Origin of the sequence: Arthrobacter sp. MYb224 (genome assembly GCF_002975455.1) — a bacterium.
Lineage (GTDB): Bacteria > Actinomycetota > Actinomycetes > Actinomycetales > Micrococcaceae > Glutamicibacter.
The window spans coordinates 51276-76502 of record NZ_PCPU01000010.1; the positions used below are offsets into that span (position 1 = coordinate 51276).

At 64.3% G+C, this 25227-nt stretch carries 23 protein-coding genes; 9 read left to right on the top strand and 14 right to left on the bottom strand.

The window, feature by feature from the left end:
• The first annotated feature begins 22 nt into the window (after positions 1-22).
• Both CQ017_RS15790 and CQ017_RS15795 read left to right on the top strand, forming a co-directional pair.
• Positions 23-1303 carry a M20 family metallo-hydrolase gene (locus tag CQ017_RS15790; RefSeq protein WP_105554505.1) on the top strand — a complete coding sequence of 427 codons (1281 nt, stop codon included), beginning with the start codon at positions 23-25 and terminating at the stop codon, positions 1301-1303.
• Positions 1300-2772 (top strand): amidase, encoded by a 1473-nt coding sequence (locus CQ017_RS15795; protein WP_105554506.1) that lies wholly within the window; start codon positions 1300-1302, stop codon positions 2770-2772. Before CQ017_RS15790 ends, CQ017_RS15795 begins: the two co-directional genes overlap by 4 nt.
• Positions 2773-3066: 294 nt before the next feature.
• Here CQ017_RS15795 and CQ017_RS15800 read toward each other — a convergent pair whose 3' ends face one another.
• The 5 genes from CQ017_RS15800 to CQ017_RS15820 all read right to left on the bottom strand — a co-directional run bounded on the left by CQ017_RS15800 (position 3067) and on the right by CQ017_RS15820 (position 7888).
• Positions 3067-3675: a hypothetical protein gene (locus tag CQ017_RS15800; protein WP_105570261.1), complete on the bottom strand. Its 609-nt coding sequence runs from the start codon at positions 3673-3675 to the stop codon at positions 3067-3069.
• A gap of 47 nt (positions 3676-3722) precedes the next feature.
• Positions 3723-4895 (bottom strand): ABC transporter permease, encoded by a 1173-nt coding sequence (locus tag CQ017_RS15805; protein WP_096286726.1) that lies wholly within the window; start codon positions 4893-4895, stop codon positions 3723-3725.
• The gene (locus CQ017_RS15810) at positions 4892-5773 is read right to left on the bottom strand and encodes an ABC transporter ATP-binding protein (RefSeq protein ID WP_105554508.1); all 882 of its coding nucleotides are present in this window, start codon (positions 5771-5773) and stop codon (positions 4892-4894) included. Before CQ017_RS15810 ends, CQ017_RS15805 begins: the two co-directional genes overlap by 4 nt.
• Before the next feature lie 87 nt (positions 5774-5860).
• Entirely contained in the window at positions 5861-6520 is a 660-nt protein-coding gene (locus CQ017_RS15815; RefSeq protein ID WP_096286730.1) for a response regulator transcription factor, read from the bottom strand.
• Between the two features lie 9 nt (positions 6521-6529).
• Complete coding sequence (locus tag CQ017_RS15820; RefSeq protein WP_181148608.1) at positions 6530-7888, bottom strand: histidine kinase; 1359 nt, start codon at positions 7886-7888, stop codon at positions 6530-6532.
• Between the two features lie 164 nt (positions 7889-8052).
• Between CQ017_RS15820 and CQ017_RS15825 the strand changes: the two genes are divergently transcribed.
• Positions 8053-8604 carry an acyl-CoA thioesterase gene (locus tag CQ017_RS15825; RefSeq protein ID WP_105554510.1) on the top strand — a complete coding sequence of 184 codons (552 nt, stop codon included), beginning with the start codon at positions 8053-8055 and terminating at the stop codon, positions 8602-8604.
• Here the strand turns inward: CQ017_RS15825 and CQ017_RS15830 are convergent.
• Both CQ017_RS15830 and CQ017_RS15835 read right to left on the bottom strand, forming a co-directional pair.
• Entirely contained in the window at positions 8601-9212 is a 612-nt protein-coding gene (locus tag CQ017_RS15830; RefSeq protein ID WP_105554511.1) for a phosphoribosylanthranilate isomerase, read from the bottom strand. The two genes, CQ017_RS15825 and CQ017_RS15830, sit on opposite strands and share 4 nt — an antisense overlap.
• Positions 9209-10210, bottom strand: coding sequence for an acyl-CoA thioesterase (locus tag CQ017_RS15835; RefSeq protein ID WP_105554512.1), 1002 nt, complete (start codon positions 10208-10210; stop codon positions 9209-9211). The genes CQ017_RS15830 and CQ017_RS15835 overlap by 4 nt, the downstream gene beginning before the upstream one ends.
• 71 nt (positions 10211-10281) lie before the next feature.
• Here CQ017_RS15835 and CQ017_RS15840 point away from each other — a divergent pair, with 71 nt between their 5' ends.
• The 3 genes from CQ017_RS15840 to CQ017_RS15850 are packed head-to-tail and all read left to right on the top strand — an operon-like array spanning position 10282 to position 15581.
• A complete protein-coding gene (locus tag CQ017_RS15840) occupies positions 10282-12012 on the top strand; it encodes an ABC transporter ATP-binding protein/permease (RefSeq protein ID WP_105554513.1) in 1731 nt (576 codons plus the stop codon).
• Positions 12009-13778, top strand: coding sequence for an amino acid ABC transporter ATP-binding/permease protein (locus CQ017_RS15845; RefSeq protein ID WP_105554514.1), 1770 nt, complete (start codon positions 12009-12011; stop codon positions 13776-13778). Before CQ017_RS15840 ends, CQ017_RS15845 begins: the two co-directional genes overlap by 4 nt.
• A 39-nt stretch (positions 13779-13817) precedes the next feature.
• Positions 13818-15581, top strand: a complete 1764-nt coding sequence (locus CQ017_RS15850; RefSeq protein WP_105554515.1) for an FMN-binding glutamate synthase family protein — start codon at positions 13818-13820, stop codon at positions 15579-15581.
• A gap of 7 nt (positions 15582-15588) precedes the next feature.
• On the opposite strand, the gene CQ017_RS15855 is transcribed toward CQ017_RS15850, so the two are convergent.
• The 4 genes from CQ017_RS15855 to CQ017_RS15870 form a co-directional block, all read right to left on the bottom strand.
• Complete coding sequence (locus tag CQ017_RS15855; protein ID WP_258133761.1) at positions 15589-16617, bottom strand: enoyl-CoA hydratase/isomerase family protein; 1029 nt, start codon at positions 16615-16617, stop codon at positions 15589-15591.
• A 43-nt stretch (positions 16618-16660) separates the two neighbouring features.
• Positions 16661-17566, bottom strand: a complete 906-nt coding sequence (locus CQ017_RS15860) for a LysR family transcriptional regulator (RefSeq protein ID WP_096286746.1) — start codon at positions 17564-17566, stop codon at positions 16661-16663.
• A gap of 46 nt (positions 17567-17612) precedes the next feature.
• Positions 17613-17849 (bottom strand): hypothetical protein, encoded by a 237-nt coding sequence (locus CQ017_RS15865; protein ID WP_096286748.1) that lies wholly within the window; start codon positions 17847-17849, stop codon positions 17613-17615.
• A 121-nt stretch (positions 17850-17970) separates the two neighbouring features.
• The gene (locus CQ017_RS15870) at positions 17971-18447 is read right to left on the bottom strand and encodes an Lrp/AsnC family transcriptional regulator (RefSeq protein ID WP_096286750.1); all 477 of its coding nucleotides are present in this window, start codon (positions 18445-18447) and stop codon (positions 17971-17973) included.
• A gap of 242 nt (positions 18448-18689) precedes the next feature.
• On the opposite strand from CQ017_RS15870, the gene CQ017_RS15875 reads away from it, so the two are divergent.
• The gene (locus CQ017_RS15875; RefSeq protein WP_105554517.1) at positions 18690-19940 is read left to right on the top strand and encodes an MFS transporter; all 1251 of its coding nucleotides are present in this window, start codon (positions 18690-18692) and stop codon (positions 19938-19940) included.
• Between the two features lie 188 nt (positions 19941-20128).
• Here CQ017_RS15875 and CQ017_RS15880 read toward each other — a convergent pair whose 3' ends face one another.
• From CQ017_RS15880 to CQ017_RS15890, 3 genes are all read right to left on the bottom strand, one after another.
• A complete protein-coding gene (locus tag CQ017_RS15880) occupies positions 20129-21121 on the bottom strand; it encodes an LLM class flavin-dependent oxidoreductase (RefSeq protein ID WP_105554518.1) in 993 nt (330 codons plus the stop codon).
• A 130-nt stretch (positions 21122-21251) separates the two neighbouring features.
• Positions 21252-21455 carry a cold-shock protein gene (locus tag CQ017_RS15885; protein WP_096286756.1) on the bottom strand — a complete coding sequence of 68 codons (204 nt, stop codon included), beginning with the start codon at positions 21453-21455 and terminating at the stop codon, positions 21252-21254.
• Between the two features lie 288 nt (positions 21456-21743).
• Entirely contained in the window at positions 21744-23261 is a 1518-nt protein-coding gene (locus CQ017_RS15890; RefSeq protein ID WP_105554519.1) for an MFS transporter, read from the bottom strand.
• Between the two features lie 137 nt (positions 23262-23398).
• On the opposite strand from CQ017_RS15890, the gene CQ017_RS15895 reads away from it, so the two are divergent.
• Positions 23399-23953, top strand: coding sequence for a TetR/AcrR family transcriptional regulator (locus tag CQ017_RS15895; RefSeq protein ID WP_096286760.1), 555 nt, complete (start codon positions 23399-23401; stop codon positions 23951-23953).
• A 19-nt stretch (positions 23954-23972) separates the two neighbouring features.
• Positions 23973-25226, top strand: a complete 1254-nt coding sequence (locus tag CQ017_RS15900; RefSeq protein ID WP_096286762.1) for a CynX/NimT family MFS transporter — start codon at positions 23973-23975, stop codon at positions 25224-25226.
• Position 25227: the final 1 nt, after the last annotated feature.

Here is a 25227-nt window from a genome sequence, read left to right on the forward strand (position 1 = left end):
TCAATTTTGAAAGGTACGAATAATGCATCACGAGTTCCTGACCGATTTTCACCATGTCGCTACATTCGGCGCTACTGCTAACTTAGGCGTTGACCGTCAAGCTGCAACGCCGGAGGACAAATTGAGCCGAGACTGGTTTGCCGCGTTCACCGCCGAAAAGGGGTGGGAATTGCGCGTAGATGGGATCGGGAACATGTTCGCGCTGATCGAATTCAACCCAGGTGCGCCCTACATTCTGCTGGGCTCACATCTGGATTCCCAACCTTTGGGTGGACGCTTTGACGGCGCCTATGGCGTCATTGCCGGGTTGCACGCCGCCCAACAGATTGTGGAGCGGCAACGAATAGAGGGCGAATTGCCGCAGTTCAATTTAGGCGTTGTGAACTGGTTCAATGAAGAAGGTGGTCGTTTTGCACCATCTATCATGGGTTCTTCGGTATTTGTGGGGTCCATGGACGAGGAAGAAATGCTGAAGGTTACCGATTTGCAAGGCATCAGCGTTGCCCGGGCTCTCGAAGCAATTGGATATCTGGGCAAGGACCCTCGCCCCAACGTCGCGGGATACGCGGAAATCCATATCGAGCAGGGTCGGGTTCTGGAACGGGAATCAGTATCCATCGGTGCCGTGGACTATTCGTGGCATACGCAAAAACTGGATGTCGAAGTGCTAGGCGAACAGTCCCACACCGGGGCTACCGCCATGGCTGATCGCCATGACGCATTGGTTGCCGCAAGCAAAGTGATCTTGAAGGTGCATGACGTCGTCGAGCGCTTTAGCGAGGGGAATATCGTCTCCTCAGTGGGTCGTATGACGCTCGAGCCCAATTCGCCCATCGTGGTCGCTCGACGTGTGCATTTGGTCGCCGATTTGCGCGCGGTGGATAAAGACTTAGTTCTCGAAGCACGGCGTCTCCTTGTCGGAGAAATCGCGGAGATCGCTAGGGAGCATGACATCAAGATTAACGTCAACGATTTCGACGTGCGCGGAATCCAGTATTATCCAGAATCCGGTTTGCAATTGGTGGAAAAGGTTTCGGCAAATCTTGGCCAGAGCGTTCGCCGGATCCGTACCATGGCAGGGCATGATTCAGTTGCGATGAACAAGATCGTGCCGACGGTGATGATGTTCATTCCTTCCATCGATGGCGTCAGCCATTGCGAACGAGAATTTTCTACAGACGAAGACATGTCCACCGGCTTGAACGTCCTCGCCGAGACTGCCTGGCAGATGATATTCGGAGCGTTGGATCCAGATTGCCAGCACTCGGATCTCGTTTCTGACTCGGTGGGGCGGATTTCGTGAATTACGCAGATTTGGCATTTCTGTCAGCGGTCGAACAGAAGCAGGCATTTGTCGAGGGGCATACCTCGCCAAGCGAAGTCCTAGAAGCGCAACTTAGTAGGGTTGATTCCTTCAACTACGGTGAAGAGATAGGAGTCAATGCCTTCACCGAAGTCATGCAGAATGAAGCACGAGAATCCGCACGAGCGGCCAGCGATAGGTATGCAAGGAATCGACACAGCAGTAAGCGTAGTCTTCCTACTCTCCTTGGCATCACGGTAGCGACCAAAGAAAAACACGCCTTGGCAGGGAAAGCACATACTCAGGGGCTGATGGCCCAGCGCGGCACTTCGGCTGGGGTGGATCATCCCGTTGTCGCACGACTGCGTGCCGCGGGAGCGATCATTCATGCGCGTACGACGAGCCCAGAATTCAGTTGTGCAACTGTCACACATTCGCCGATGTGGGGAACGACGCGAAATCCTTGGAACTTGCGGATGTCGCCCGGTGGATCCTCCGGCGGTGCAGGCGCAGCCTTGGCAGCGGGGTTCACGACGTTGGCGACGGCTTCTGATATCGCAGGATCTACGCGCATACCCGCTGCCTTTACCGGAACTGTGGGTTACAAGGCGCCATACGGTCGAGTACCGGGGGCTGGGTTCTTAGCCGTCGATTGGTACCGTGGCGATGGTCCGATGGGACGCACCGTCGAGGATGTCGCGCTCATGTCATCTGTTATAAGTGGCAAACATTCGTCGGATGCGAATTCGTGGGGTGCTCCAGGAAAGGAATTGCTTGGCGAGAGAAAGCCACTCGATCAAGTGCATATCGGGGTAAGTCTTGATCTGGGGGATTACCCTGTATCAGCGGACGTAGCACGATGCTTCACAGATGCAGTCAACCTATTTCGTGCGTCCGGTGCCAAAATTTCAGAAATTAAGATTCCTTGGTCGACGGAGCAAATCAGAAAGACAATCTTTGCTCATTTTGGACAGATTCTCGCCCCGGCAATGGCTGAAATAATTGGAAACTCCACCGAACCAAGGGCGGCATACACCGACCAGTTCATCAGGGATTCTCTGGAGCAGGCAAGAACGGTTTCACTGATCGAATCATTACAGATGGATGTGCTAGTGAACGCCCAATTGGCAGCTGCGACTGCGGAGGTAGATGTATTGATATGTCCAACTAACGCGATGGACTGGCTGCTTGCTGATGGCAACTATCTCGATGGGTTACAAATTGGCGATCGGTCTCTGGCTCACTATTGGGAAGGGCATATGACTAGCCCTTTCAATGTCGCTAATCAGCGCCCAGTTCTTAGCATTCCGTGCGGAATCGGCGCCAACAACGTTCCCGTGGGCTTGCAGGTAGTGGGGCAAACCTGGGACGAATCATCGACCTTTGGAATTGCCGCCGAACTCGAACGGGTCCTTGAATTCAGCAATCGAGCCGAGTTGAATGATTCGCCCGTATTTGTAGAAGGTTAAATTTCAGGTGGAGGCCAAAGGGCTCCAGCTGCAGTTACTCCGCGGTACTTGACCCGGATCCAGACAGTGGGGCAGGACCGTCCAGAGCAGCCCGTCCTGGACGGTCGCTTCGATCCGGCCAAGCTCGATCGTCGGGTGACGGTTGAGGCAGGATAATGCCAGAATTGCCAGTCTCGTTTCGCCGCCGTCCAGCCAGACGCGGGCGCAAACCGGCAGTTCTCCGCTGCCGCCGGAATTGGCCGAGAGTTCAAACAGCGGGTGCAGCGCGTTGAGCTTGTCGGCCGGGGCGGGTGCTCAGGATTTTGCGGATAACTGGCCCCGGTAGCGCGCGGCCAGCGCATCGGCGGCCACGGAGAGCAGCGCGGGAAGGATATAGCGGGCGAGCGTGGCCAGCACGAAGAGGGGCAGCGATCCCTCGGGGGCCTGCGCGGCGGCCAGCGCCAGGAAGCCAAAGCCGAGCCCGCTGGCCAGGCCCACGATCCAGCCGGCGGCACCGCGCGGGCGCAGGATGAACCAGCCGGTGAGGGCCACCAGCGGAAGGATCAGGCCCAAGGTGTGGAAGTAGCCGGTGTAGGCGCCGGTCAGATCGAGCGCGGAGACGAAGAACCAGTCGCCGTATTCCACGCTGCCCAGCACCGGGAGCTTGAGCAGCAGATCGAGCAGGAAGCTAAGCATGATGATTCCGATGCCGAAGATTTTTGCCGCACGGGTGATTGGCAACAACCAAAAAGTGGCTAGTACCAGGCAGCGCAGCACCCAGAGGCTGACTACTACCAAGGCGTTCGAACCTAAGACCAGATGGGTCATGGCTAGCGCGGTGTTGCCGGCCAGTCCGAGGATCACCGCGAACCAGATGAAGATGGACAGGGCTGAAAGCTGCATGCGGGGTTTGTTCTCGGTCACCGAATCAAGTGTAGTCAGCGCGGCTGTGTACTGGCTATATTGGCGGTTTAGAGTTCCAGTTTGAGCGCCTTGCGCAGGGTCAGCGCCCCGCCGGTGTGCATCACCGCACGGCGGTAGATCCGTTCGGCGAACAAGATAGTGAACCAGCAGGTAGCCAGCGTAAGGGCCAGTGAGATGAGCGGTTCAACCAGTGAGACTTCACCGCCGAGCAGGCGGATTGGCATCGCGACGGAGGAAACAATTGGCACATAGGAGGCGATGACCAAAAATCCGTCCTTGGCGTAGATTCCGATGAACAGCACCGCCATCAACACACCGACTACCGGCCCAGAGGATTGTTGGAGGTCTTCGGTACGGCTGGCTAGTGCTCCCAGCGTCGCCCAGATTCCGGCGAGGACCAGGAACCCGACGAGGAAGAAGGCCACAAACCAGCCGGCTACTTGCGAGACGACTCCAAGGAACGGGATCTGAACTGGTGATAGATAGGCGGCGAACAGGCCCACGGAGAGGAAGAGCAGCAGCTGGGCCAGCGCGAGAATCACGTTACCCAAGATTTTGCCCGCAAGCAGCTGACGCAGATTGATCGCGCCGGCGAGGATCTCCACTACCCGGTTTTGTTTTTCTTCGATCACCGAGTTGGCTATCGGCATGCCGAAGATGAGTGCTGACATATAGAACAAGAAGGAGAAGAGGAACGCCATAGCCTTGATCATGGAGGCACGTTCGGCGTCCCCATGCATTTGGGTGACCGTTAGTGCACCGTCGCCCGGTAGCTGATCTGCGTTCAGCCCGGCCGAAGTGAGCAGTCGCGCGGTCAACACCTTCTCGGTGGCTTCGCGCAGCGCCCCATGGAGTTTGTCCGGGACTTCATCGGATCCGGTGAGCGTAAATTTATTTGCTGGGCCCTGGCTCAGCGTGGCATCAAGCTCCCCAACATCAAGTTGCGCGGTGGCATCATCGGCCGGTAGCTGTTCGACGTTGATTTTCAGCTGGTCTTCGGCGTCCGAGGCCGCTTGGTTGAGGACGGTGAGACTGGCCTGATCGGTGGCCGCCACCGAAAACTGCGTGGTGCGTGTGGCGAGAAATCCGGTAACGGCGATCGAACCGATGATCAGCAACAGCGTGACCAGGGTGGAGATGATGAAGGCCTTGTCGCGCAGCTTCGTTTCGACTTCGCGCAGGGTGACGATCAGCCAGGCGGGGGTGGCAAGGGTGTTCATGCGATGATCTCCCGGTAGATATCCGCCAGCGCGGGGCGGTGCAGGGCGAATTGTGTGACCGTGCCGCGGGAGAGCGCGTGGGCCAGCACGCGTTGCCCGTCCGCTGGCGTCCCGAAGCTGACCAGCGCGTGCTCCCCGGAGAGGTCGATCACCTCGACCCCCGGCTCGGTGCGCAGCCAGCCGGCATCGGCGCCCAGGGCCAGGCGGTGCCTGCTGGCTTGGGCGGTGCGCAGCTCGCTGGCCGGGGCGTTGGCCAGGATCTTGCCCTCCTGGATGATGACCAGGTGGTCAACCAGGGTATCGAGCAGATCCAACTGGTGCGAGGAGAAGAGCACCGGGACGCCGCGGGCCGCGTAGTCGCGCAGGATGGAGCTCATCGCGTCCACCGCCAACGGGTCCAGCCCGCTGAAGGGTTCGTCGAGCACCAGCACGTCGGGTTCGTGCAGCAGCGCGGCGGCCACCTGCACGCGCTGCTGGTTGCCCAGCGAAAGGGCCTCCAGCCTGGATTTGGCCCGGTCCGCCAGGCCGAAGCGGGCCAGCAGGTCCATCGCGCGGGTGCGTGCGGTGCCGCGGGCCAGCCCGTGGAGCTGACCGAGGTAGATCAGCTGGTTGATCACCGGCTGCTTGGGATACAGCCCGCGTTCCTCCGGCATGTAGCCGAAGTTGGGGCGGGTGGGCGCGTCCAGGGCGGCCCCGTCCAGGGTGAGCCGGCCGCCGTGGGCGTTGAGCAGTCCCATGATGATGCGCATGGTGGTGGTCTTCCCGGCGCCGTTGGCGCCGACGAAGCCGGTCAGCGCCCCGCGCGGCACGGTGAAGCTCACCTCGTCCAGGACCTTGGTTCCGGCAAAGGACCGGGTGATCTGCTGAAGTTCGAGCATGCTCGGTCTTTCTGGCTTGGGAATCTCTTCGCTTGCCTTCCAGCTTAGGAAGGCCGGGGCGGATCCGCCTGATGCTTGGGGATGAAACTATTGGATGAGCCCGGCGCGGTGGGCGTAGAGGGCCGCCTGGACGCGGTCGCGCAGGTGGAGCTTAGCCAAGAGATTCGACAGGTGGGTTTTCACTGTCGCCTCGGACAGGGCCAGCAGGGCGGCGATCTCCTGGTTGTTCTTGCCGCTGGCCAGCGCGGTGAGCACCTGGCGTTCGCGGGCGGTCAGCGCGTGCAGCGCCGCGCTCTCTGCGCCCGGTGCCGAGGTGCCGGGGCGCGCGCTGGTCTTGCGGGCGATGAGCTTGAGCGTGGCCTCCGGGGAGAGCAGCGCGTATCCGGCGTGGATCTGGTGGACCGCGTTGAGCAACAATTCCGGTTCGGCGTTTTTCAGCAGGAAGCCGCTGGCCCCGGCATCGAGCGCGTCGAAGAGGTAGTCCTCGCGGTCGAAGGTGGTCAGCACGATGATCTTGGTGTCCACGGTGCCCGCGAGCCGCGCGGTGGCCGCGATGCCGTCCAATGCGGGCATCTGGATGTCCATCAGCGCGACATCCGGGGTGCGGGTGCTGATCAGCTCCACGGCTTCGGCGCCGTTGGCGGCGGTGCCGATGACCAGCAGCTGCGGATCGGTTTCCAGGATGAGCTTCAGCGAGGAGCGGATCAGTGGCTGGTCATCGCAGATCACGACGGTAATTTGGCTCATGGGCTTAGCCTAGTTCCCTTCGGGGGATCCGGGCAGGCGCAGCCGGGCGCGGGTGCGCCAGCCGCGCGGGGTGCGCGGGCCGATCTCCACCAGCCCGTGATGCAGCGCGGCGCGTTCGCGGATGCCGCGCAGCCCGAAGCCGCTGCCGGCGCTGTCCGGGCGGGGGGCTCCCTCGTCGGTGACTTCCACCTCCACCCAGGATCCCTGCGCGTCGGTTCCGGAGCGCAGCGCGAGCGTGGCGGCGCGGGCGGTGGAGTGGCGCCGCACATTGGCCAGCGCCTCCCCGCAGATGCGGTAGAGGGCCAGCGAGAGGCCGGGGGCCAAGGAGGCGAAGAAGCCCGGGGCGTGCTCGTCCTCGGAGAGCTGCACGTGCAGCCCGTGCGCGGCGTTCTGCTCTAGCAGCCCGGGCAGCGCCGCCAGCGAGGGCTCCGGGGCGCGGGCGGCGGAATTGCCGGTCTCGGGATCCTGCGGGGACTGCTCGCGCAGCACGCCGAGTAGCGAACGAGTTTCGGCCACCGCGCTGCGTGCTGAGGACTCGATGCCGCGCATCAGTTCGATGGCCTGGGCCGGATCGCGGTCCTGGACCAGCCGGGCGGCGGAGGCCTGGACTCCGACGGAGGCGATGTGGTGGGCGATGACGTCGTGCAGCTCGCGGGCAATGCGCAGGCGTTCGGCGTTGACCGCGCGCGCCGCGAGCTCTTCGGCCTGCGCGGCGATGCGCGCGGCCTGGACGAGCACCAGGGATTTGGCGTAGGAATTCGACCAGCTGGTCAGCCCCAGGAAGATCGCCCCGCCGAAGAAGAGCACGTTGATCAGGAAGCTGTACAGCGGCAAGGCCAGCTCTTCGGGGATCGAGCCCATCGGGTTTTCGACCAGCAGCTGGTTCGCGGCCGAATACAGGTCGCTGGTGAAGAAGGAGAGGACCAGCCACACCGCCATGCTCAGCAGCACCAGGGCCATCGCGGTCCACAGCCCGCGGCGGTTGCGGGCCCAAGCCACGGCCGTGTACAGGCCCAGGAAGTAGGCCAGCTGGGCGCAGAACTGCATGACGACGGTGGCCGTGGCGGGGGAGCTGCCGATCAGGAAGGCGGCCGAAGAGATGAGCATCATCGTGATCGGCCAGCGGCGGCGGAACATCAGCGGCAGGATCAGGGCCGCAAGCAAGGCGAAGGCCAGCGGGCGCTCGGCGCTCTTGCCCGTCTCGGTCAGCGAGAGCACCAGTTCCAGCATGAGCAGCGCCAGCAGGTAGAAGCCCAGCGCCACCGCGATGTCGCGGCGCAACGCGGTTGCCGACGGTGCCGCGCGTTCCCAGTCGGCCGGCGGCAGCGAGGGGACCTGGCGGTGCAGCAGCTGCGAAAGGCGGTGCATAGTTCTTCCTGTTCGGTGCATTCGTTGCGGATGCGAGGGCTCTTCCGCACTGGACTTTACCCGCCGACCGGGCCCGGGTGAATGCGCCTTGGGGATTACGCCATTTGTCGCGGTGGGCGGCGGCGGGCTTGGCCACATAAGTTACTAAGCGGTAATGTGATCTCATGCACATGATTTTTCGCATCCTGCTGATGCTGCTCCAAGGCAAAAAAGCCCCGAGGCTGTCCATGCTCGACTCCGGAACCCTGTCCATGCGCGCGACGCTGACCGATATCGACTTCGCCGGGCATATCAACAACGGCATGTACTTCTCGATCTTCGATCTGGGCCGCTTCGATCTGATGTTCCGCTCCGGGGCCTGGGCGGTGCTGCGCAAGAACAAGTGGAGCCCGGTGGTACAGGCCGAAACCATGACCTTCAGGAAGTCGGTGAAGCTCGGGGTGAAGTTCACCCAGGAGACCCGGGTGCTGGGCATGGATGAGCGCTGCATCTACTTCGAGCAGCGCATCGTGGTGGCCGGCGAAATCTATGCCCGCGGCTATATCGCCACGCGCATGACCTCGAAAACCGGGCCGGTGCCCAACGAGCGGATCCTTGCCGCGCTCGGGCTGAGCATGCCCGAAGACCGCGTGCTCCCCGAATGGGTCGCCCGCTGGCGTGCCGAAAGCGCCCTGCCCGGCGCGCGCAAGCCCGCTCCGCACTCCTGGATCGGCTAGGCGCCGCGGCGCGCGGCGTCCAGGAACCGGGCGATCAGCTCCGGGTCCTTGACTCCGCGAGCGGACTCGACCCCGGAGGAGACATCCGCGCCGCTGGCCGCGGACTCGGCGAGTGCCGCGGCCACATTCTCCGCGGACAAGCCGCCGGCCACCAGCCAGTTGCGCCCGGCCGCGAGGGTGCGCACCTTTGCGTAGTCCCAGCTTTCCCCGCTGCCGGGGACCGCGGCGTCGATCAGCAAGAAGTCCTCTCCCCAGTCCTCGAATGCCTCGGGCTGCGCGTCCATGCGCACCGCGCGGATCACCCGGAATCCGGCCGCGCGCACCGCTTGCACCTCTGCGCGGCGCCGTTCCCCGTGCAGCTGGATCCAGCCGAGCCCGGCGGCGGAGGTGCGCGCGATGGCCGTTGCGGTGTCCTCATCGCGGAACACCGCCACGGTGGCCACCTTGCTGGGGACTTGCGCGGCGAGTGCTGCCGCCAGTTCCGGGGAGACCTGACGCGGCGAGGCGGTCAGCACGAAGCCCAGCGCGTCCGCCCCGTGCTCCAGCGCGATCGCCACGTCATGCTCCGTGGCCAGGCCGCAGATCTTCACAAACGGGCGGGCGCTCATCGAGTGGCCTCCGCGCTGGCCTGCGGGTCGCTCAGATGCGTGGGGGTGTAGCCGCCGGGCGCGTTGGCGCGGATCTCAAGCAGTTCGCGGGCGTGCTCCCAGAGCCGGGAGTCCTCCGCGCTGACCGGCACCCAGGTTGGCACCGGCACCGCCGTGCCGGTGTCGTCGCGGGCGACCAGCACGGTCAGGCAGTAGGTGGTCAGCTCCATCTGGTTGGTTTTCGGATCCCCGGAGCGCACGTGCACCGCGATGTGCATGCCCTTGGAGCCGGTATAGACCAGCCGGGCCTCGACCTCGACCAGATGGCCGATGAGTAGCGGGCGGTAGAAGCGCACGCCGCCGGAGAACACCGCGACGGTGTCCCGCCCGGCGTAGCGGCTGGCGCACAGGGCGGCCGCCTCGTCGATCCACTTCATCACGATGCCGCCGTGCACCTTGCCGCCCCAGTTCACGTCGGTGGGCGCGGCGAGGAAGCGCAGGGTCACCCGCGGCGCGGTGCCGGCGTCGGTATAGGACTGGTCGTTCATCGACTCGACGATGCGTTCGCGGATCTCGATGCGCGCCAACGCATTCTGCCGCAGCTGCAGCTCGCGCGGGGTGCCCGGGGTGAAGGAGGGCACTTCGGTCGGTTTGCCCCGCTCATCCACCGCCACGAAGATCACCAGGCAGGTGGAGGAGGTGACCGGGCGCAGCTCGCGCGGATCGGAGAAGGACACCTCGGTGCGGATATGCATGGAGCTGGTGCCGGTGTAGACCACCGAGGCGGTGACCTCCACCAGGTCCCCGGAATGGATCGGGTCCGCGAAGTGGATATTTCCCACGTAGGCGGTCACGCAGTAGCTGGCGGACCAGCCCACCGCCGCGGCGTAGGCGGCCTTGTCCACCCATTCGAGCACGGTGCCGGCGGCCACCGTTCCGGTGATCCCCACATCCGTGGGCGCTGCGAGGAAGCGAAGGGTCACCGAATGCGGCCGGCTGGCCGTTTGCAGAGCAGTCATTTGTCTAGTTTCCCCCGCGCGGGCGCCGGTTGCCAACCTATGACGCCGGGCTTTCGACTTAGGATGGAGGGGTGCGTAGGGTCTTTGGAATTTTTTCGGCATCCACCGCGGCGGTGGTCTGCCTCGGGTTGCTCTCGGCCATCGGTGCCATCGGGCTGGCGGTGCTCATCGGGCGCGCCATCGATTCGCTGCGCGCGGATCAGCCCTTGGACGTCGGCTGGTATGTGGCGGTGGGGTACGAACTGCTGCTGGTGGCCGCCGCGGCGCTGCTTACCCCGGTGCTCATCGCCCGCTCCGGGCGCAAGCTCGGAGCGCTGCAGCGCCACCAGCTGGTACGCCACTATTTGGCCATCGGCCCGTTGGCGGTGCGCCGGCTCGGCGAGGGCGAACTGGTCGATGCCGCCATGGACGCGGTCGATCGCTCGGTGCGCTTCCGCACCAGCTTCATGGGTCCGGCCATCTGCGCGGTGGCCACCCCGGTGCTGGTGCTGCTCGGCATCGTGTTTTTCATCGATCCGCTCAGCGCCCTGATGCTGCTGCTGCCCACCATGCTGGTCCCGGTGCTGGTCATCGGCTTCCAAAGGCTCTTCCGCGGCTCATCGGGGGAATACCGCCGGGCCCAAGGGCTGCTCTCGGCCACCTTCCTCGACGGGTTGCGGGCGCTGACCATGCTCAAGCTCAACGGCGGGGCATCCTGGATGGGGCAGCGCATCGCGGTGGCCAGCGAAAGGGTGCGCCAGCAGGTGATGAAGCTGCTGGCGCGGAACCAGCTGGTGCTGCTGGTGATCGACGCGAGCTTCGCGGTGCTGCTGCTGGCCACCGCCGCGCTGCTTGCCTGGTGGCGGGTGGGCAGCCTGGCGATCACCCCCGGGGAGGGGGCCGCCCTGGTGCTGCTCAGCTTCCTGATGCTCGCCCCGGTGAACTACGTGGGCAGCTTCTTCTACATCGGGATGACCGGCAAGGCGGCCGAGCAGAAAATTGAGAGCTTCATGGACACCGAGCGGCACCGTGCGGCGGCGAATCCGCTGCGCGTCGACCTGCGCGCCGACGCCTTGCAGCTGCTGGACCTCGGGGCCGGATACGAGGGGCACCCCGCGGCGCTGGAGCAGCTGAACTTCAGTTTCCCCGCCGGCTCGAAGACCGCGGTGATCGGGGCCTCGGGCAGCGGCAAAACCACCTTGCTGCGCGTGCTGCAGGGGCAGCTGGAGACCACCGCCGGAATCATCCACGACGGGCACCAGGCTTTGGGCCCGGCCACGCTGCGCTCGAATACGGCGGTGGTGGAACAGGGCACAACGCTCTTCGGGATCAGCCTGCGCGAGAACCTGCTGCTTGCCGCGCCGCAGGCCAGCGACGAAAAGCTGCGCGCGATGCTGCGCCGCGCCGGGTTGGCGCCGTGGTTCGCGCAGCAGGAAGCGGGGCTGGACACGGTGCTTGGCGAGGGCGGCGCAACGCTCTCCGGGGGCCAGGCCCAACGCCTGGCCATCGCCCGCGCGCTGCTGGCCGAGCGGCCCATCCTGCTGCTCGACGAGCCGACCAGCTCGCTGGATGTGCAGACCGAAGCCGAGGTGCTGGACACCCTGCGCGAGGTGGCGGCGGGGCTCACGGTCATCACCGTGACCCACCGCTTGGGGCTGCTCGCCGACTACGACCAGGTGCTGGTCCTGGATCGGGGGCGGATCGTGCAAGCCGGGTCCCGGGAGGAACTGCTGGGCACCGAGGGGTACCTGAGAACGGCGATGGAGAATTTCGGCCAGCGCGTCGCAGCGCTGGGCAGCCAACGCGGGAACGGGGCGAAATGATGAAACCGCACGGCCAGCAGCCAAGCAGCCTCGCCAGCGCCCGGTGGCTGATCGCCCAAACCCGGGACCTGCTGCCGCCGGTGCTGCTTGCCTGCCTGCTCGCCTGCCTCACCCGACTGGTCGCCTTGGCCATCTATCTCTTTGCCGGGCTGGGGCTGGTGGCGGCCATCGGCCTTCAGCTGCCCGCCGGGCTGCCGCGGCTTCCCTTCGGCCTGCTGGTGGCGGCGATTATCCTCGCCGGCCTGTGCAAGGGAGGGCTGCGCTATGCCGAACAGTATGTGGGCCACAAGGTCGCCTTCCTGGCCCTGGCCAGGCTGCGTTCAACCATGTACGAGGCCTACCAGCGGCAGGCGCCCTTCGCGGCGGCCAGCAAGAATTCCGGATCCATGCTGGCCAAGGCCACCCGCGATATCGACAAGGTGGAGGTATTCTTCGCGCATACCCTGCCGCCGGCCGCGGCAGCGCTGCTGGTCAGCGGCGCGGTGCTGGGCTGCGTCTACCAGGTCTTTGGCGGCACCGCGACGCTGATCCTCGCCGGCGGCTATCTGCTGGTCGGACTGCTGCTGCCGCTGCTCGGGGTCGGCGCGCTGCGCCAGGCGGCTGGCAGCGCCGCACAGGTGCGCGGCAGCCAGAACCGGATCATCATCGAATCCCTGGCGGGCATCGAAGTGCTCCACGCCTTCGGCGCCGGTGGGCGCATGCTCAAGCGCATGGATGAGGCCGGAGCGGCGGATACCCGGGAAGCCCACCGGGCCAGCTGGGTGACCGGGCTGCGCGCGGCGCTGAGCCAGATCGTCATCTGGGGCAGCGCGTTGGCCCTGCTGCTCACCGATTCCGCCCAAGGCACGGCGGCCACGATCATCCTGGTGGTGATCGCGGTCCCTTCCTTCGAGCCGGTGCGCGCCGTGGACGGGTTCGTGCTGGGGCTGCAGGACTCCCTGGCGAGCGCTCGCCGATTGTTCGCCACCGCCAGCGCGCCACCGGCCGTGGCCGAGCCGAGCGAGGCGGGGGACCTGCCGGATACCGGGACGCTGAACGTCCAAGACCTCACCGTGCGGCACGGGCAGCGCGAAGTGGTGCAGCAGGTGGACTTCACGGTGGAGCCCGGGGAACTGGTGGCGCTGGTGGGCGCCTCGGGCTCCGGGAAATCCTCCATCGCCGCCGCGCTGGTCCGGGCGCTGCCGGCCGGCGGAAGGCTCAGCTTTGGCGGGGCGGCCCTGGATGCGCTACCGCTCCAGGCGCTGCGTTCGCGCATCGTGGTGGTCTCCCAGGAGGCGGTGATGGTCCGCGGCACGGTCCGCGAAAATCTGCTCTTGGGCACCACCGGAACTAGCGACGAGGAGCTCCGCGCGGTGCTTGAGGAGCTGGGCCTGGGCGAATGGCTGGAGCAGCAGCCGCAGGGCCTGGACACCCGGCTGGCGGATCGTTCCACCAGGCTTTCCGGCGGCCAGCGCCAGCGCTTGGCCCTGGCGCGCGCCCTGCTGCGGCACCCGGCGCTGCTGGTTATGGACGAATCGACCAGCGCACTGGATGCCGCGAGCGAAGCACTGGTGCTGAAGGCGATAAATGAGCGCCGCGGATACGGGATGGGGGTGCTGATGATCAGCCACCGCCTTTCCATCGTGCAAGAGGCCAGCGAGGTGCTGGTGCTGCGCGAGGGGCGGGTGGTCGAAACCGGTTCCCCCCAACAGCTGCTGGCCGATGGCACCAGCGAGTTCTACCAGATGGTGCTGCGCGAAAACGATCGGATCAATACCGGGGCCTAATCCCTGACAAGTCCCGGTGCAGGCAGTAGGGTCGAAAACATGATGCGAATAGTAGTGATTCTGTTCCTGTTCGTGCTCGCCGCCGGGTTTGTGCTCACGGCGCTGCTGGCGGGAACTTCCGGCAACTGGGTGTGGTGGATCCTGGTGGCGCTCACCGCGGTGCTGGTGGCCGTGGGGATCCGGGATATGACACAGAAACGGCATGCGATCCTGCGCAACTTCCCCATTCTGGGACATGCCCGCTACCTGTTCGAATTCATCCGCCCGGAGATCCAGCAGTACTTCATCGAGCGGAACACCGACGGCACGCCCTTTGACCGCGACACCCGCTCGATGATCTACGCCCGGGCCAAAGGCGCCGACAGCCACAAGGCTTTCGGCACCGAGCTGAAAGTGAACGAGGTCGGCCACGAATACCTGCTGCATTCAAGCGCGCCGGTGGCTCCGAGCAAGGAGCAGCACCGGGTGGAAATCGGTTCGAGCCAGTGCGCTCAGCCCTATGAGATGTCGCTGCTGAACATCTCCTCGATGAGCTTCGGGTCGCTCTCGGCCAACGCGGTGCTGGCGATGAACAAGGGCGCGGCCATGGGGGATTTTGTCCACGAGACCGGCGAGGGCGGGCTGACCAAATACCATCTGGAGCACGGTGCGGACCTCTTCTGGGAGATCGGTTCGGGCTACTTCGGCTGCCGCACCCCCGAAGGCCGGTTCAACCCCGAGACCTTTGCGCAGAAGGCCAACCTCCCGCAGGTCAAGGGCATCACCATCAAGATGTCGCAGGGTGCAAAGCCCGGACTCGGCGGGGTGCTTCCGGCGGCGAAGGTGACCGCGGAAATCTCCGAGGCCCGCGAGGTGCCGATGGGCCAGGACTGCATTTCCCCGGCGAGCCACGCCGAATTCTCTACCCCGCGCGAACTGCTGGCCTTCGTTTCAAAGCTGCGCAAGCTCTCCGGCGGCAAACCGGTGGGAATCAAATTCTGCGTCGGTTCACGCACCGATGTGATGGCGATCTGCAAGGCCATGATCGAAACCGGGGTGCTGGTTGACTTCATCACCGTGGACGGTGCCGAAGGCGGCACCGGCGCCGCACCGCTGGAGTACGAAGACCATGTGGGGACACCCCTGACCGAGGGGCTGATGCTGGTCCACAACGTGTTGATGGGCGCCGGGCTGCGCCACGAAATCCGCCTGGCGGCGGCAGGGAAGATCGCCAACGGCTCGGATATCGTCAAGCGCCTGATCCAGGGCGCGGACTTCGCCTTTTCCGCCCGGCCGATGATGATGGCCACCGGCTGCATCCAGGCGCAGAAGTGCCATACGAACCACTGCCCGGTTGGCGTAGCGACGCAGAACAAGCGGCTCATGCGCGCCTTGGACGTCGAGGACAAGGGCCACCGGGTGTACAACTACCACCGGCTGACGGTCACCGAGGCGGGACAGATCATGGCGTCCATGGGCCTGCACGGTCCGGACCAGCTGAACACCCGGATGCTGCGGCGCCGGGTGAATCTCCAGTCGACCCGCTCCTACGCCTCGCTGTTCCACTGGCTGCAGCCCGGCGAGCTGCTGGAGAATCCTCCGGCCTCGTGGCGGGATGACTGGCAGGAGGCGGACGCGGATCACTTCGGCGAACACGCCCCGGTGCATTTCGGCCTCCCGAGCAGTGTGGCGCTGGCCCCGGCCCGCCGGCTCAGTGAACCCGGCGAAGCGGTGAAGGCCACGCGCGTGGAGCCGCGCGATTCGCAGAAGGTCCATCCGGTGCCCAGCGATGTCACCCGGCCCGAAGGCCAGCCAGGGTCCTGAACCGAAGCTACTCGCCCATGAGCGCCAGCAGCGCCGCGGCGTTGACCTCGCCCGGCGCTGCGGGTTGCCAGCTGGGATTCCGGTCCTTGTCGATGACCTGGGCGCGGATGCCTTCGGCCAGGTCGGGCTGGTGCATCAGGTGCGCCGCCAGGCGCAGCTCCCGGTCCAGGGCGCCGCGCAGGTTCTGCTCGGCGCGGGCCGCACGCACCGCATGGAACGCCGCGGCCACGCTCGTCGGGGAGTTCGCAGATATCATCTCGGCCGCGCGCCGCGCGCCGGGGTGGACCATGGACTGCAAACGCTCCAGGACCGCGTCCGGGCTCTCGGCGCCGAAGGCGTAATCGATCCAGCCCTGTTCGATTTCCAGCCGGCGGGATTCGGGAACCGCGTGGAGCACCTCGAAGGCCGCGGCGATCTCTGCGGCGCCCAGGCCGATCAGGTCATCGAGCTCATCAACTATGGACGCGGCGAGGGATTCGCTAATGACCGCGTCGGCGAAACCCAGGAAGACCGCGTCCGCGCCGCTGAAGGAAGTGGCCGTCATGGCGAAGTATTCGCCGAAGTGCCCCGGCGCGTTGGCCAGCAGGTGGCTTCCGCCAACATCCGGGGTGTAGCCGATGCGCGCTTCGGGCATGGCCAGCTTCGCGTCGGCGGTGACCAGACGCACCGGTGCGTGGCTGGCCAGGCCGATGCCGCCGCCCATGGTGATCCCGTGGGCCAGCGTAATCAGCGGCTTGGGGTAGACCGAAATCAAGTGGTCGGTGCGGAACTCCAGGGCGAGCAGTTCCAGGAAGTCCGCGTGCCGGCCACCGGTGATCGCGGCATGGAAGTCGGCGATATCTCCTCCGGCGCAGAACCCCCGCTCGCCGCGTCCGGTGAGCAAAACGAGCCCGATCTTCGGGTCCTCGGCCCACAGGTGCAGGACCCGGTGCAGCTCCTGGAGCATGGGCAAGGTCAAGGCGTTGAGTTTGCCCGGACGGTTCAGTTCAAGATGACCTACCGGTCCGTGCACGGACGCTACGACAAGTTCTTCCACGATCGCCCTTTCCGAGGCTGCCTACCGATGACCGCTTTCCAGCCTAGTCGGAAAGGATCTGCGTGAGCCGGTCCAAAACGAGGGCAACCTTGGGCTTCTTCGAATTCTCTGGCTTCAAGGCGAAAATCGAGCGGGCGAGCCGGATTTCCGGTGCGTCGACAATACGCAGGCCCGCGGGGGCCTGGGTCATGGCCAGATCCGGCACCAAGGCGGCGCCGAGGCCCGAGGAGACCAGATTCAGCGAAGCGTTAAAATCGTCGCAGTAGGCCGCAACCTGCGGGTGGATGTTGTACGAGGCGAAGAGCCGGGAGATCAAGGTGGCATCCGAGGTGCCCGGGTGGTGGAAGATCCACGGCCATTCGGCGAGCTGGTCCACGGTCAGTTGGGCGTCGTCTGCGATCGGCCACGAGGCGGGGATGACGACGCGGAACTGGTCATCGCCCAGCCAGGCGCGCTCCAGCGAGGCGGGCCAGCTCAGTCCGCCGGGTCCCACCTGGAAGATGAGCGCGAGGTCCAGGTCCCCGCCGTTGCCCAGGCCGGCGACGGTTTGCTGGGGTTCGCCGATCCACAGGCGCAGATTGATGCCCAGGGAGTTCCAGTCTTCGCTGGTCAATAGCTTGGGAAGTGCGTAGGTGGCCAGGGACGGGAAGATGCCGAGCTTGATCTCTTCACGGTCTGTGGAATCCGTGGAGATGGTTGCTACGTCGGCCATCAGGGCGTCGAGGTCGGTGAGCACGCGCTTGGCGTGGCGCACCATGCGCAGCGCCCCGGGCGTGGGGGTGATGGAGCGGGCACCACGCAGGAACAACGTGGTTCCGGTGCTGCGTTCTAAGGCGGTCATCTGTTGGGAGACGGCGCTGGCAGTGTAGCCCAGCCGGGTTGCGGCTGTGGCAAAGGAACGATGCGCCACCACTTCGAGCAGGGTGCGCAGATGAACTGGATTGATCACTTCTAAAGTCTAAACGCTGAAGCCTAAGGGATGCTTAGTCAGTGAGCTAGTCCTCATCTTCGTCGGCATTGGACTCTTCGGTGAATTCGTTATCCAGTTGCGCCTCGGTTTCCAGATCGTCATCGAGCAGGTAGGCGCGTGTAGCCAACGGGTCGATGTTCCGCATCGTTTCGGGCGAATCGCTGGAGCCCTCATAGGCTTGCGAATCGCGGCCGTCGTCGGGCTCGTAGATGTCGTTCCCGTATTCGGGTGCGAAGTCGGTTGGTTCAAAATCCTTGGTCATCACGTACTCCTCCACAGAATGCGAGGGACCCGACGAGAGCCGGGGTTATCCCTCATGACTTCTCGTAATCACAGCCTAGGCCGGGAAGGCGCACAAGGAAAGACTTGTATTTTCGCGCTGCTCAGTGATTGTGTTCGGCGTAGTGCTCCAGCAGCGGAGCGGCCCGGTAGGCCAGGTGGGTGTGGAGCGCGAAGGTGGTTTCGGATCGGGTGACCCCCTTGATCCGCAGGATCTGCCGCAGCCCGGACTGCAGCTGGTGGGTATCGGTAGCGATCAGCCGCACCCAGACATCTCCACGGCCGGAGGTTTCGTGGATTTCCAGCACGTTGGGAATCTGCCGCAGCGAGGTCACCACGGTATCGAGGTCGCGGTGCAGCACTTCCAAGGTGACGAAGGCCAGCACGTCGTAGCCGAGTTTTGCCAGGTCGAGGTCTCGGCCGCCTTCGCGCAGCACATCCGCGCGCTGCAGGCGGCGGAGGCGCGACTGGGCGGTGTTGCGGGCCACGCCGACTTCGTCGGCGAGATCGGAGATCTGGATCCGCGGATCCCGGATCAACGCCAAGAGAATTTTCAGATCGACGTCATCCAAACGCACCATTTGCTCACTCCTAGGACCCGCGGGGGCCAAGTTTTTGACTATTTTGCTCAAACTCTAACAAGTTTTGAGCCGAACTATCCTTCTTTAGCGGATATTTATGAGTGAACGATCTAGATCAGTAGACATTTTCTTACAGATCGCTCAACTAGCCGGTGGGGTAACGAGCAACCCCACCGCTAAAAACCTTTGAGTGCAACAACCTGGCGACCTCCTTTGGACCACCCGCCTTTTTGGGAGACCCCATGTCGGTAATCAGCGAACTGCGCATGCAGCCGGCTCGAACCAGGCCACTGACCTGGAACCCGGGCACCACCACGCGGCTGAGCATCACCGTGCTGGTGAGCTTCACCTTGCTGGTGGGCGCGAATCTGGCAACGCCGCTCTACCCGCAGCTGCAGGCCGAACTTTCCCTGGGCGCCATGGGGACCACCATCGCCTTCGCCAGCTACGTCTGTTCGCTGATGTTCTTCCTGTCCATCGTGGGCCACTGGTCCGATCACATCGGCCGCCGGGCCGCGCTGGTGCTCGCCATCATCGTCTCGCTGGTGGGCACGCTGAGCTTCGGTGCGGCCTCAACCCTGTGGGAACTGTGCCTCGGCCGCGGCCTGCAGGGCGCCGGGGTGGCTCTGGCCACCGGAGCCAGCGCCGCGGCGCTGCGCGAGCTGCTGCCGCATAAACCAGAATGGGCCTCGCGTTTCACCCTGCTGGCCTCCTCCGGAGGCGTGGCCTTCGGCCCCTTGCTCGGCGGCGTGCTGGCTTTGCTGCCCGGCGGACGGACCACGGTGTTCACCGTGCAAGCGGTGCTGCTGCTCGCAACGCTCATTCCACTGGTCGCGCTGCAGGCGCGCCCGGCGATTGCCATGGCCGAGCGCGGGCAACGGCACCGCGCGCTGGCCCCGCGCCGGCTGGGGATCCCGCGCGAGGCGCGAGCCAAATTCTGGATGGGTGCGCTGGTCGGTTTCTTGAGCTTTGCCGTGTTCGGTTTCGCCTTGTCCTTGGCTCCGGGCTATTTCGCGCAGGTTTTCGAGCTGACCTCGCTGCCGGTGATCGGACTGGTTGCGGGTCTTCCCTTGGGGATCTCGGCGCTGTCCCAGGTAGTGATCCGCGGCGGCCAGCGCCTGCTGCCGCTCGGCTTGGTGGTGCTGGCCGCCAGCACCATTGGCCTCGTGGTGGCCGCCGAGCTCGGTTCGCTCTGGTTGGCCATGCTGGCGCTGGCGCTGATCGGCCTGGGGCAGGGAATCGCGTTCCGAACCGCGTTCAGCGGTGCGGTTAATGCCGTGTCGGCCTCCCTGCACGCCCAGACCGTGTCGACCATCTACCTGGTGACCTACCTCGGCAGCGCGCTGCCGGTGATTGCCTTGGGTTGGGCGGTAGGGGTCTATGGCCAGGAACTGAGCATTCTGGTCTTCGGCGTGCTCTGCGCGCTGCTGGCCCTGCTCCTCACCGGGTGGTCCGTGGCCTCATTGGCGAAGGACCGCACCGCTCGGGCATAGCCCAGAATCGCTGAGTGCTTCCGTCTCTCCGCCCGGCCGCGCGGACCGCGCGGCTACCACGGGGGCGTTAAAACAGAAGCAATCCACCCCGGCGTCCGGCCAGGCACCGCTATGGTGCGTGGCCGGTTCCTTTCGGGGCGGATCGCTGTGGCGCTAGGCCGACGACGAGATTGCCGGCCCGGTGCGCATCAGCTCGCGGTAACCAACCGGCAGGCCTGTGCGGTGAGGTTGACCGAATTCAACCGGTCCTCTTCGAGCAATGGGTGGTGCACGGTGATCAGCTCGTCCGCCTGGGCGGTTTCGGCGAAATCGGCAAGGTATTCGGCCACGTTATCCCCGGTTCCGATGGCGGTGAAGCGCATCATGTCCAGGATCTGTTCGGCCTGCGGGGTATCCATCACCATGTCGAGTTCGACTTCGGTGAATTCCTTCTTTGCGTTGCGGCCCAAGAAGGACGCGACGCGGTGGCGTTCGGAGGCCACCTTGAGCTCGTGGGCGTGCTGCACGCTTTCGGCGGCAATCACTCCGACGCCGGCAATGACATATGGTTCGGCCAGCTGGGCCGACGGCTTGAACTGCTCGCGATAGGTCTTGACCGCCTGCTGCAAGGCCGCCGGGGCGAAATGCGAGGCGAAGGAGTAGGGAAGGCCGAGCTGCGCGGCAAGCTGCGCGCCGAAGAGCGAGGAGCCCAGAATGTACAGCGGAACGTTGGTGCCCGCCCCCGGGATGGCTTGCACACCCGGGATGCGTGACTCGCCGGCGAGATAGGCCTGGAGCTCCAGCACATCGTGCGGGAAGGAGTCGGCGGACGAGGCGTCGCGCCGCAGTGCGCGCAAGGTGGTCATATCGGTGCCCGGGGCGCGTCCCATTCCCAGGTCGATACGATCGCCGAAGATCTCGGCCAGGGTGCCGAATTGCTCGGCAATCACCAGCGGCGAATGGTTGGGGAGCATGATGCCGCCAGAACCCAAACGGATGCGTTCGGTGTGGTGGGCCACGTGGCTGATCAACAGGGAGGTCGCGCTGGAGGCGATGGTCGGCATGTTGTGGTGCTCGGCGTACCAAACACGTTCATAGCCGGTGCGCTCAGCAAGCTGAGCGAGGCGTACAGATGACTTGAAAGAGTCGGAAATGGTGCTATTAGGTGCAACCGGGGCAAGGTCCAGAATCGAAAGCTTCACGGTTAGTACAACCCACCGAGGTGCGGGACTATTCCGTGAAGCCCGATAAACGTGAAAACGGCGTCTTCCCGGATAATTCCGGGAAGACGCCGTTGACGCTAATGTCTAGGGGCTATTCGCCTAAGACGCTTTAGAGTCCGCGGATGTCCGCTGCCTGAAGACCCTTAGGGCCCTCAACTACTTCGAACTCAACCTTCTGGCCTTCTTCCAGGGTACGGAAGCCCTGGGTCTGGATGGCGGAGAAGTGAGCAAAGACGTCAGGATCTCCGCTGTCTGGAGCGATGAAGCCGAAGCCTTTTTCAGCATTAAACCACTTGACGATACCGGTTGCCATTATACTATTTGGTCCTTTCAGACGTTCCTCACCGATTTTTTGGTGAGCTTGGTTGTAATCCACGAGAGACGTTGAAACCGAAGTTCCCTCGTCCTACGAAGCAGCCAAGTCATTCACTTCACGTCTAGAAGGGGTTCGCGCCAACCATGCGGATCGACATTCACAAACTTCTAAAGGGTTCTTCGCGAATTACTTTGGAACTACACTGCCTAGCCTACGTCGAGATTCGCAACTTTTGAATAACTTTGACCTAATTAATCTAGATTTTCGGAAAGTGTCCCAAATCGTTTACCGAGTAGCGGGTTTGATGATTCGAGCCACCACGATTGCGGCGACCAGGGCCAGCACCGCCGCGATGCTCGAGGTGATGAGCACCCCGTGGTCAAAAGCGTGGGCCGCGGAGGCCAAAAGCGCCTGCGCCTGATCGGCGGGCAGCCCCTGCGCAATCTGGTGCGCGCCGCTCAGGGTTTCCACGGCCGCTTGGGTCGCCGCGGCGTCGAGCGCCTCCGGAACCTTGAGCTGCGCGGCATAGACGGTATTCAAAATGGTGCCGAGCACGGCCACCCCGAGCACCGCTCCGACCTCATAGGCGGTTTCCGAGATTGCCGAGGCCGCCCCCGACTTCGAGGCGGGCACCGCGGTGAGCACCATGTCATTGGACAGGGTCTCGGACATGCCCACCCCGATTCCCAGGACGCAGAAGGCCGCCATGAGCCAGAAGACATCTCCGGAAGAGCCGGCGAAAACGACCACCGCGTAGGCCACGGCCGAAAGCATCAGGCCGCCGACCATGATGGCCGGTGCGCCGAAGCGCGCGGCCAGCGGGACCGAGACGAGGCCGAAGACCATCGTCAAGACCAGGCCCGGGGTCATCAGCAGGCCGGCATCGAGCGGGCTGTACCCGGCGATGAGCTGCAGATGCTGGGAAACGAAGTAGATGAAGCCCACCAGCGAGAAGACGCCGATCAGGTTCACCGTCAGCGCTCCGGAGAACGCGGCATTGGAAAACAGGCGCACGTCGATCATCGGGTTGGCGGCGGCCAGCTGCCGGCGCACGAAGCCCACCCCGCTGGCAACGGAGAGCGCTACGGCGCCAATGACCACGTACAGCGGCTCGGAGGTGAAGGACTTGATCGCGTAGACGAAGGGCAGCAAGGTGAAGATGACCAAAACGATGGACAGCGGATCGACTCGCCCGGGATTCGGGTCCTTGGATTCGGGCAGGAGCAGCAGGCCGCCGATGAGCAGCGGCAGCAGCATCGGAACTGCCAGCAGGAAGACCGAACCCCACCAGAAGTGCTCCAGAAGGAGTCCGCCGATGATGGGGCCGAGGACCGCTCCGCCGGAGAACGCACTGGCCCAGATGGCAACCGCGGTCCGGCGTTCTTTGGCGTCCGGGAAGATATTGCGGATCAAGGAGAGCGTGGCCGGCATCAGCATGGCACCGAAAATACCGAGCAGGGCGCGGGCGAGCACCAGCTGGAAAGCGTCGGTGGCGAAGGCCGCCAACGCGGAGATCAGCGCGAATCCCGTGGCACCGATCAGCAGCACCTTGCGTCGGCCAATCCGGTCACCCAGGAAGCCCATGGGGACCAGCAGTCCCGCGAGGATCAGTGGGTAGATGTCGATGATCCATAACAGTTGCGTACCGCTAGGCGATAGCGCACCCGAGATGGCGGGAACCGCGAATGACAGCACCGTATTGTCCACGGAGACGAGTAGTACCGGGAAAAGCAGTACGGTCAGAGCGGCCCAGCGGCGCGAACGACTCAGCGTGGAGGCGCGTTCGGTGATCTGTGAGCTCATGGGATTGGCCTTTGAAATTAGTGCGTAGGAAATTGGGGTGTGGTTTCACCCTCAAGAGTAACTATACCGTCCGGTTGGTATAGTTACCATCGAATGTAAGGTTAAATCCGTCACCGTCTAAAATCCTAAGGAGACTCATGGCCCGTCCACCTGCGGCACGCACGAAGGTACTGGATGCTTATATCTCGCTGCTCTGCGAAGAAGGGGAACGCGCGGCAACCCTCGAAGCCGCCGCGACACGAGCAGGAGTTTCAAAAGGCGGACTGCTTTACCACTTTGCCTCGAAGGAAGCGCTCGCCGCCGGGGTGATCGAGTCCACCGAGGAGCACGTCCAACTGGATCTCGATCGGATGCACGAGGCCGCAGAGGGCGCCTCGGTTTATTACGTGCAGACCTCGGCGGAAGTCGACACCGAATTGGACCGCCATCTGGTCGCGGTGCAGCGCCTGGCGCAGGCCGGAGTCGGCAGCGCCGCGGCGATGCTCGAGGACGTGCACGCCCGGTGGCTGCAGCTAATCCTCGACGAAGTGGGGGACCCGGCGATCGCGCATCTGGTCATCCTGATTGGCGAGGGGCTCTATGCGCATCTGGCCATGCCCGGCTCCTGGTATCAAAGCAATTTTGAGGGTCGGCTCAAAGAATTACTAGAATTGGTCCCGCAACTCAAAAAGTTGAAAGAACTCAACGAATAATTCTGCAGGGATGTGTCACATGGCCGAAGACGGCACAAGGAACCGGCTCAAAGGCCGTATCGGGGCGCTGCTTGGCATCTTGCTGATGGCCCTGTCGCTGCGCGCGGCGGTAGTGTCCGTGCCGCCGCTGCTGGCCCGCATCCAAGAAGATATCGAGTTCACCGAATTCACCACCGGGCTGCTGGCCATGCTGGCACCGATCTCATTCGCCGTCTTCGGGCTGTTGACCCCGCGGCTGATTCGGCTCTGGGGCCTGGAGCGTACGCTGGTCATCGCGGTCGCGCTGGCCGTGGCCGGACAGCTGGCACGGCCATTGATGCCCAATGTCTATCCCTTCCTGGCCTTGTCCATTGTCACCCTGGCCGGTTACGGCATGGGCAACGTGGTGCTGCCGCCGTTGGTGAAAAAATACTTCCCGGACCGCATCGGCGTTGTCACCAGCGGATACGTCACGATGATCGCCATCGGCACCTGGCTGGCGCCGCAATTCTCGGTTCCCTTCGCCAATGTCGGCAGCTGGCAGACCTCGATCGGCTCGTGGGCCCTGTTGTCCGGGATCGTGCTGATCCCCTGGATGATGCAGCTGTTTGCGGACCGCCGCGTGGAGCGCCCGGAGGCGGCATTGCCGGCGGCCGGGGGACACGAGATCGCGCGGATCAACCCGTGGAAGTCCAAGGTCGCCTGGGGGCTGGCCATCTTCCTTGCCGGCAACTCAGCGCAGACCTATGTGTACTTCACCTGGCTGCCGCCGTACCTGTACGCCCAGGGCCTGGACGAGGCGGCCAGCGGAAATATGCTCGCGCTCTTCGCGATCCTCGGATTGCCGGTGGCACTGCTGGTCCCGCTGTGGGTTCCGCGCTTGAAGAACCCGATCATCGCGGTGGGCGTGTTCACCGCCTGCTGGATTACCGGCCACCTCGGAATCTATCTTTCCCCGACCCAGGGAACCTGGTTCTGGGTGTCGATGGCGGGCCTGGGCCAGGGCACCTTCGCCATTGCGCTGTTGATGATGAACCTGCGCTCGCGCACCACCTACGGTTCGGGCGTGCTTTCGGGCTTCGCCCAGGGCCTGGGCTATGCCGGCGCCGCCATCGTTCCGATGCTCTTTGGCGTCGTGCAGCAGGCCAGCGGATCCTGGGGCGTGGCCTTCTCGATGCTCGGGGTGTGCATCGTGGTGATGCTGCTCGGAGCGGTGATCATCAATCCATCGCGCACCATCGAGGACAGCGCGCCGGGTGCCGAAAACGAGGGCAAGCTCGAACGCGTGGACTAGG

Coding starts and splice junctions, on each gene's coding strand:
- CQ017_RS15790 (WP_105554505.1), top strand. CDS start 23: ATGCATCACGAGTTCCTGACCGATTTTCACCATGTCGCTACATTCGGC.
- CQ017_RS15805 (WP_096286726.1), bottom strand. CDS start 4,895: ATGAACACCCTTGCCACCCCCGCCTGGCTGATCGTCACCCTGCGCGAA.
- CQ017_RS15810 (WP_105554508.1), bottom strand. CDS start 5,773: ATGCTCGAACTTCAGCAGATCACCCGGTCCTTTGCCGGAACCAAGGTC.
- CQ017_RS15815 (WP_096286730.1), bottom strand. CDS start 6,520: ATGAGCCAAATTACCGTCGTGATCTGCGATGACCAGCCACTGATCCGC.
- CQ017_RS15820 (WP_181148608.1), bottom strand. CDS start 7,888: ATGCACCGCCTTTCGCAGCTGCTGCACCGCCAGGTCCCCTCGCTGCCG.
- CQ017_RS15825 (WP_105554510.1), top strand. CDS start 8,053: ATGCACATGATTTTTCGCATCCTGCTGATGCTGCTCCAAGGCAAAAAA.
- CQ017_RS15830 (WP_105554511.1), bottom strand. CDS start 9,212: ATGAGCGCCCGCCCGTTTGTGAAGATCTGCGGCCTGGCCACGGAGCAT.
- CQ017_RS15835 (WP_105554512.1), bottom strand. CDS start 10,210: ATGACTGCTCTGCAAACGGCCAGCCGGCCGCATTCGGTGACCCTTCGC.
- CQ017_RS15845 (WP_105554514.1), top strand. CDS start 12,009: ATGATGAAACCGCACGGCCAGCAGCCAAGCAGCCTCGCCAGCGCCCGG.
- CQ017_RS15850 (WP_105554515.1), top strand. CDS start 13,818: ATGATGCGAATAGTAGTGATTCTGTTCCTGTTCGTGCTCGCCGCCGGG.
- CQ017_RS15865 (WP_096286748.1), bottom strand. CDS start 17,849: ATGACCAAGGATTTTGAACCAACCGACTTCGCACCCGAATACGGGAAC.
- CQ017_RS15870 (WP_096286750.1), bottom strand. CDS start 18,447: ATGGTGCGTTTGGATGACGTCGATCTGAAAATTCTCTTGGCGTTGATC.
- CQ017_RS15875 (WP_105554517.1), top strand. CDS start 18,690: ATGTCGGTAATCAGCGAACTGCGCATGCAGCCGGCTCGAACCAGGCCA.
- CQ017_RS15885 (WP_096286756.1), bottom strand. CDS start 21,455: ATGGCAACCGGTATCGTCAAGTGGTTTAATGCTGAAAAAGGCTTCGGC.
- CQ017_RS15890 (WP_105554519.1), bottom strand. CDS start 23,261: ATGAGCTCACAGATCACCGAACGCGCCTCCACGCTGAGTCGTTCGCGC.
- CQ017_RS15895 (WP_096286760.1), top strand. CDS start 23,399: ATGGCCCGTCCACCTGCGGCACGCACGAAGGTACTGGATGCTTATATC.
- CQ017_RS15900 (WP_096286762.1), top strand. CDS start 23,973: ATGGCCGAAGACGGCACAAGGAACCGGCTCAAAGGCCGTATCGGGGCG.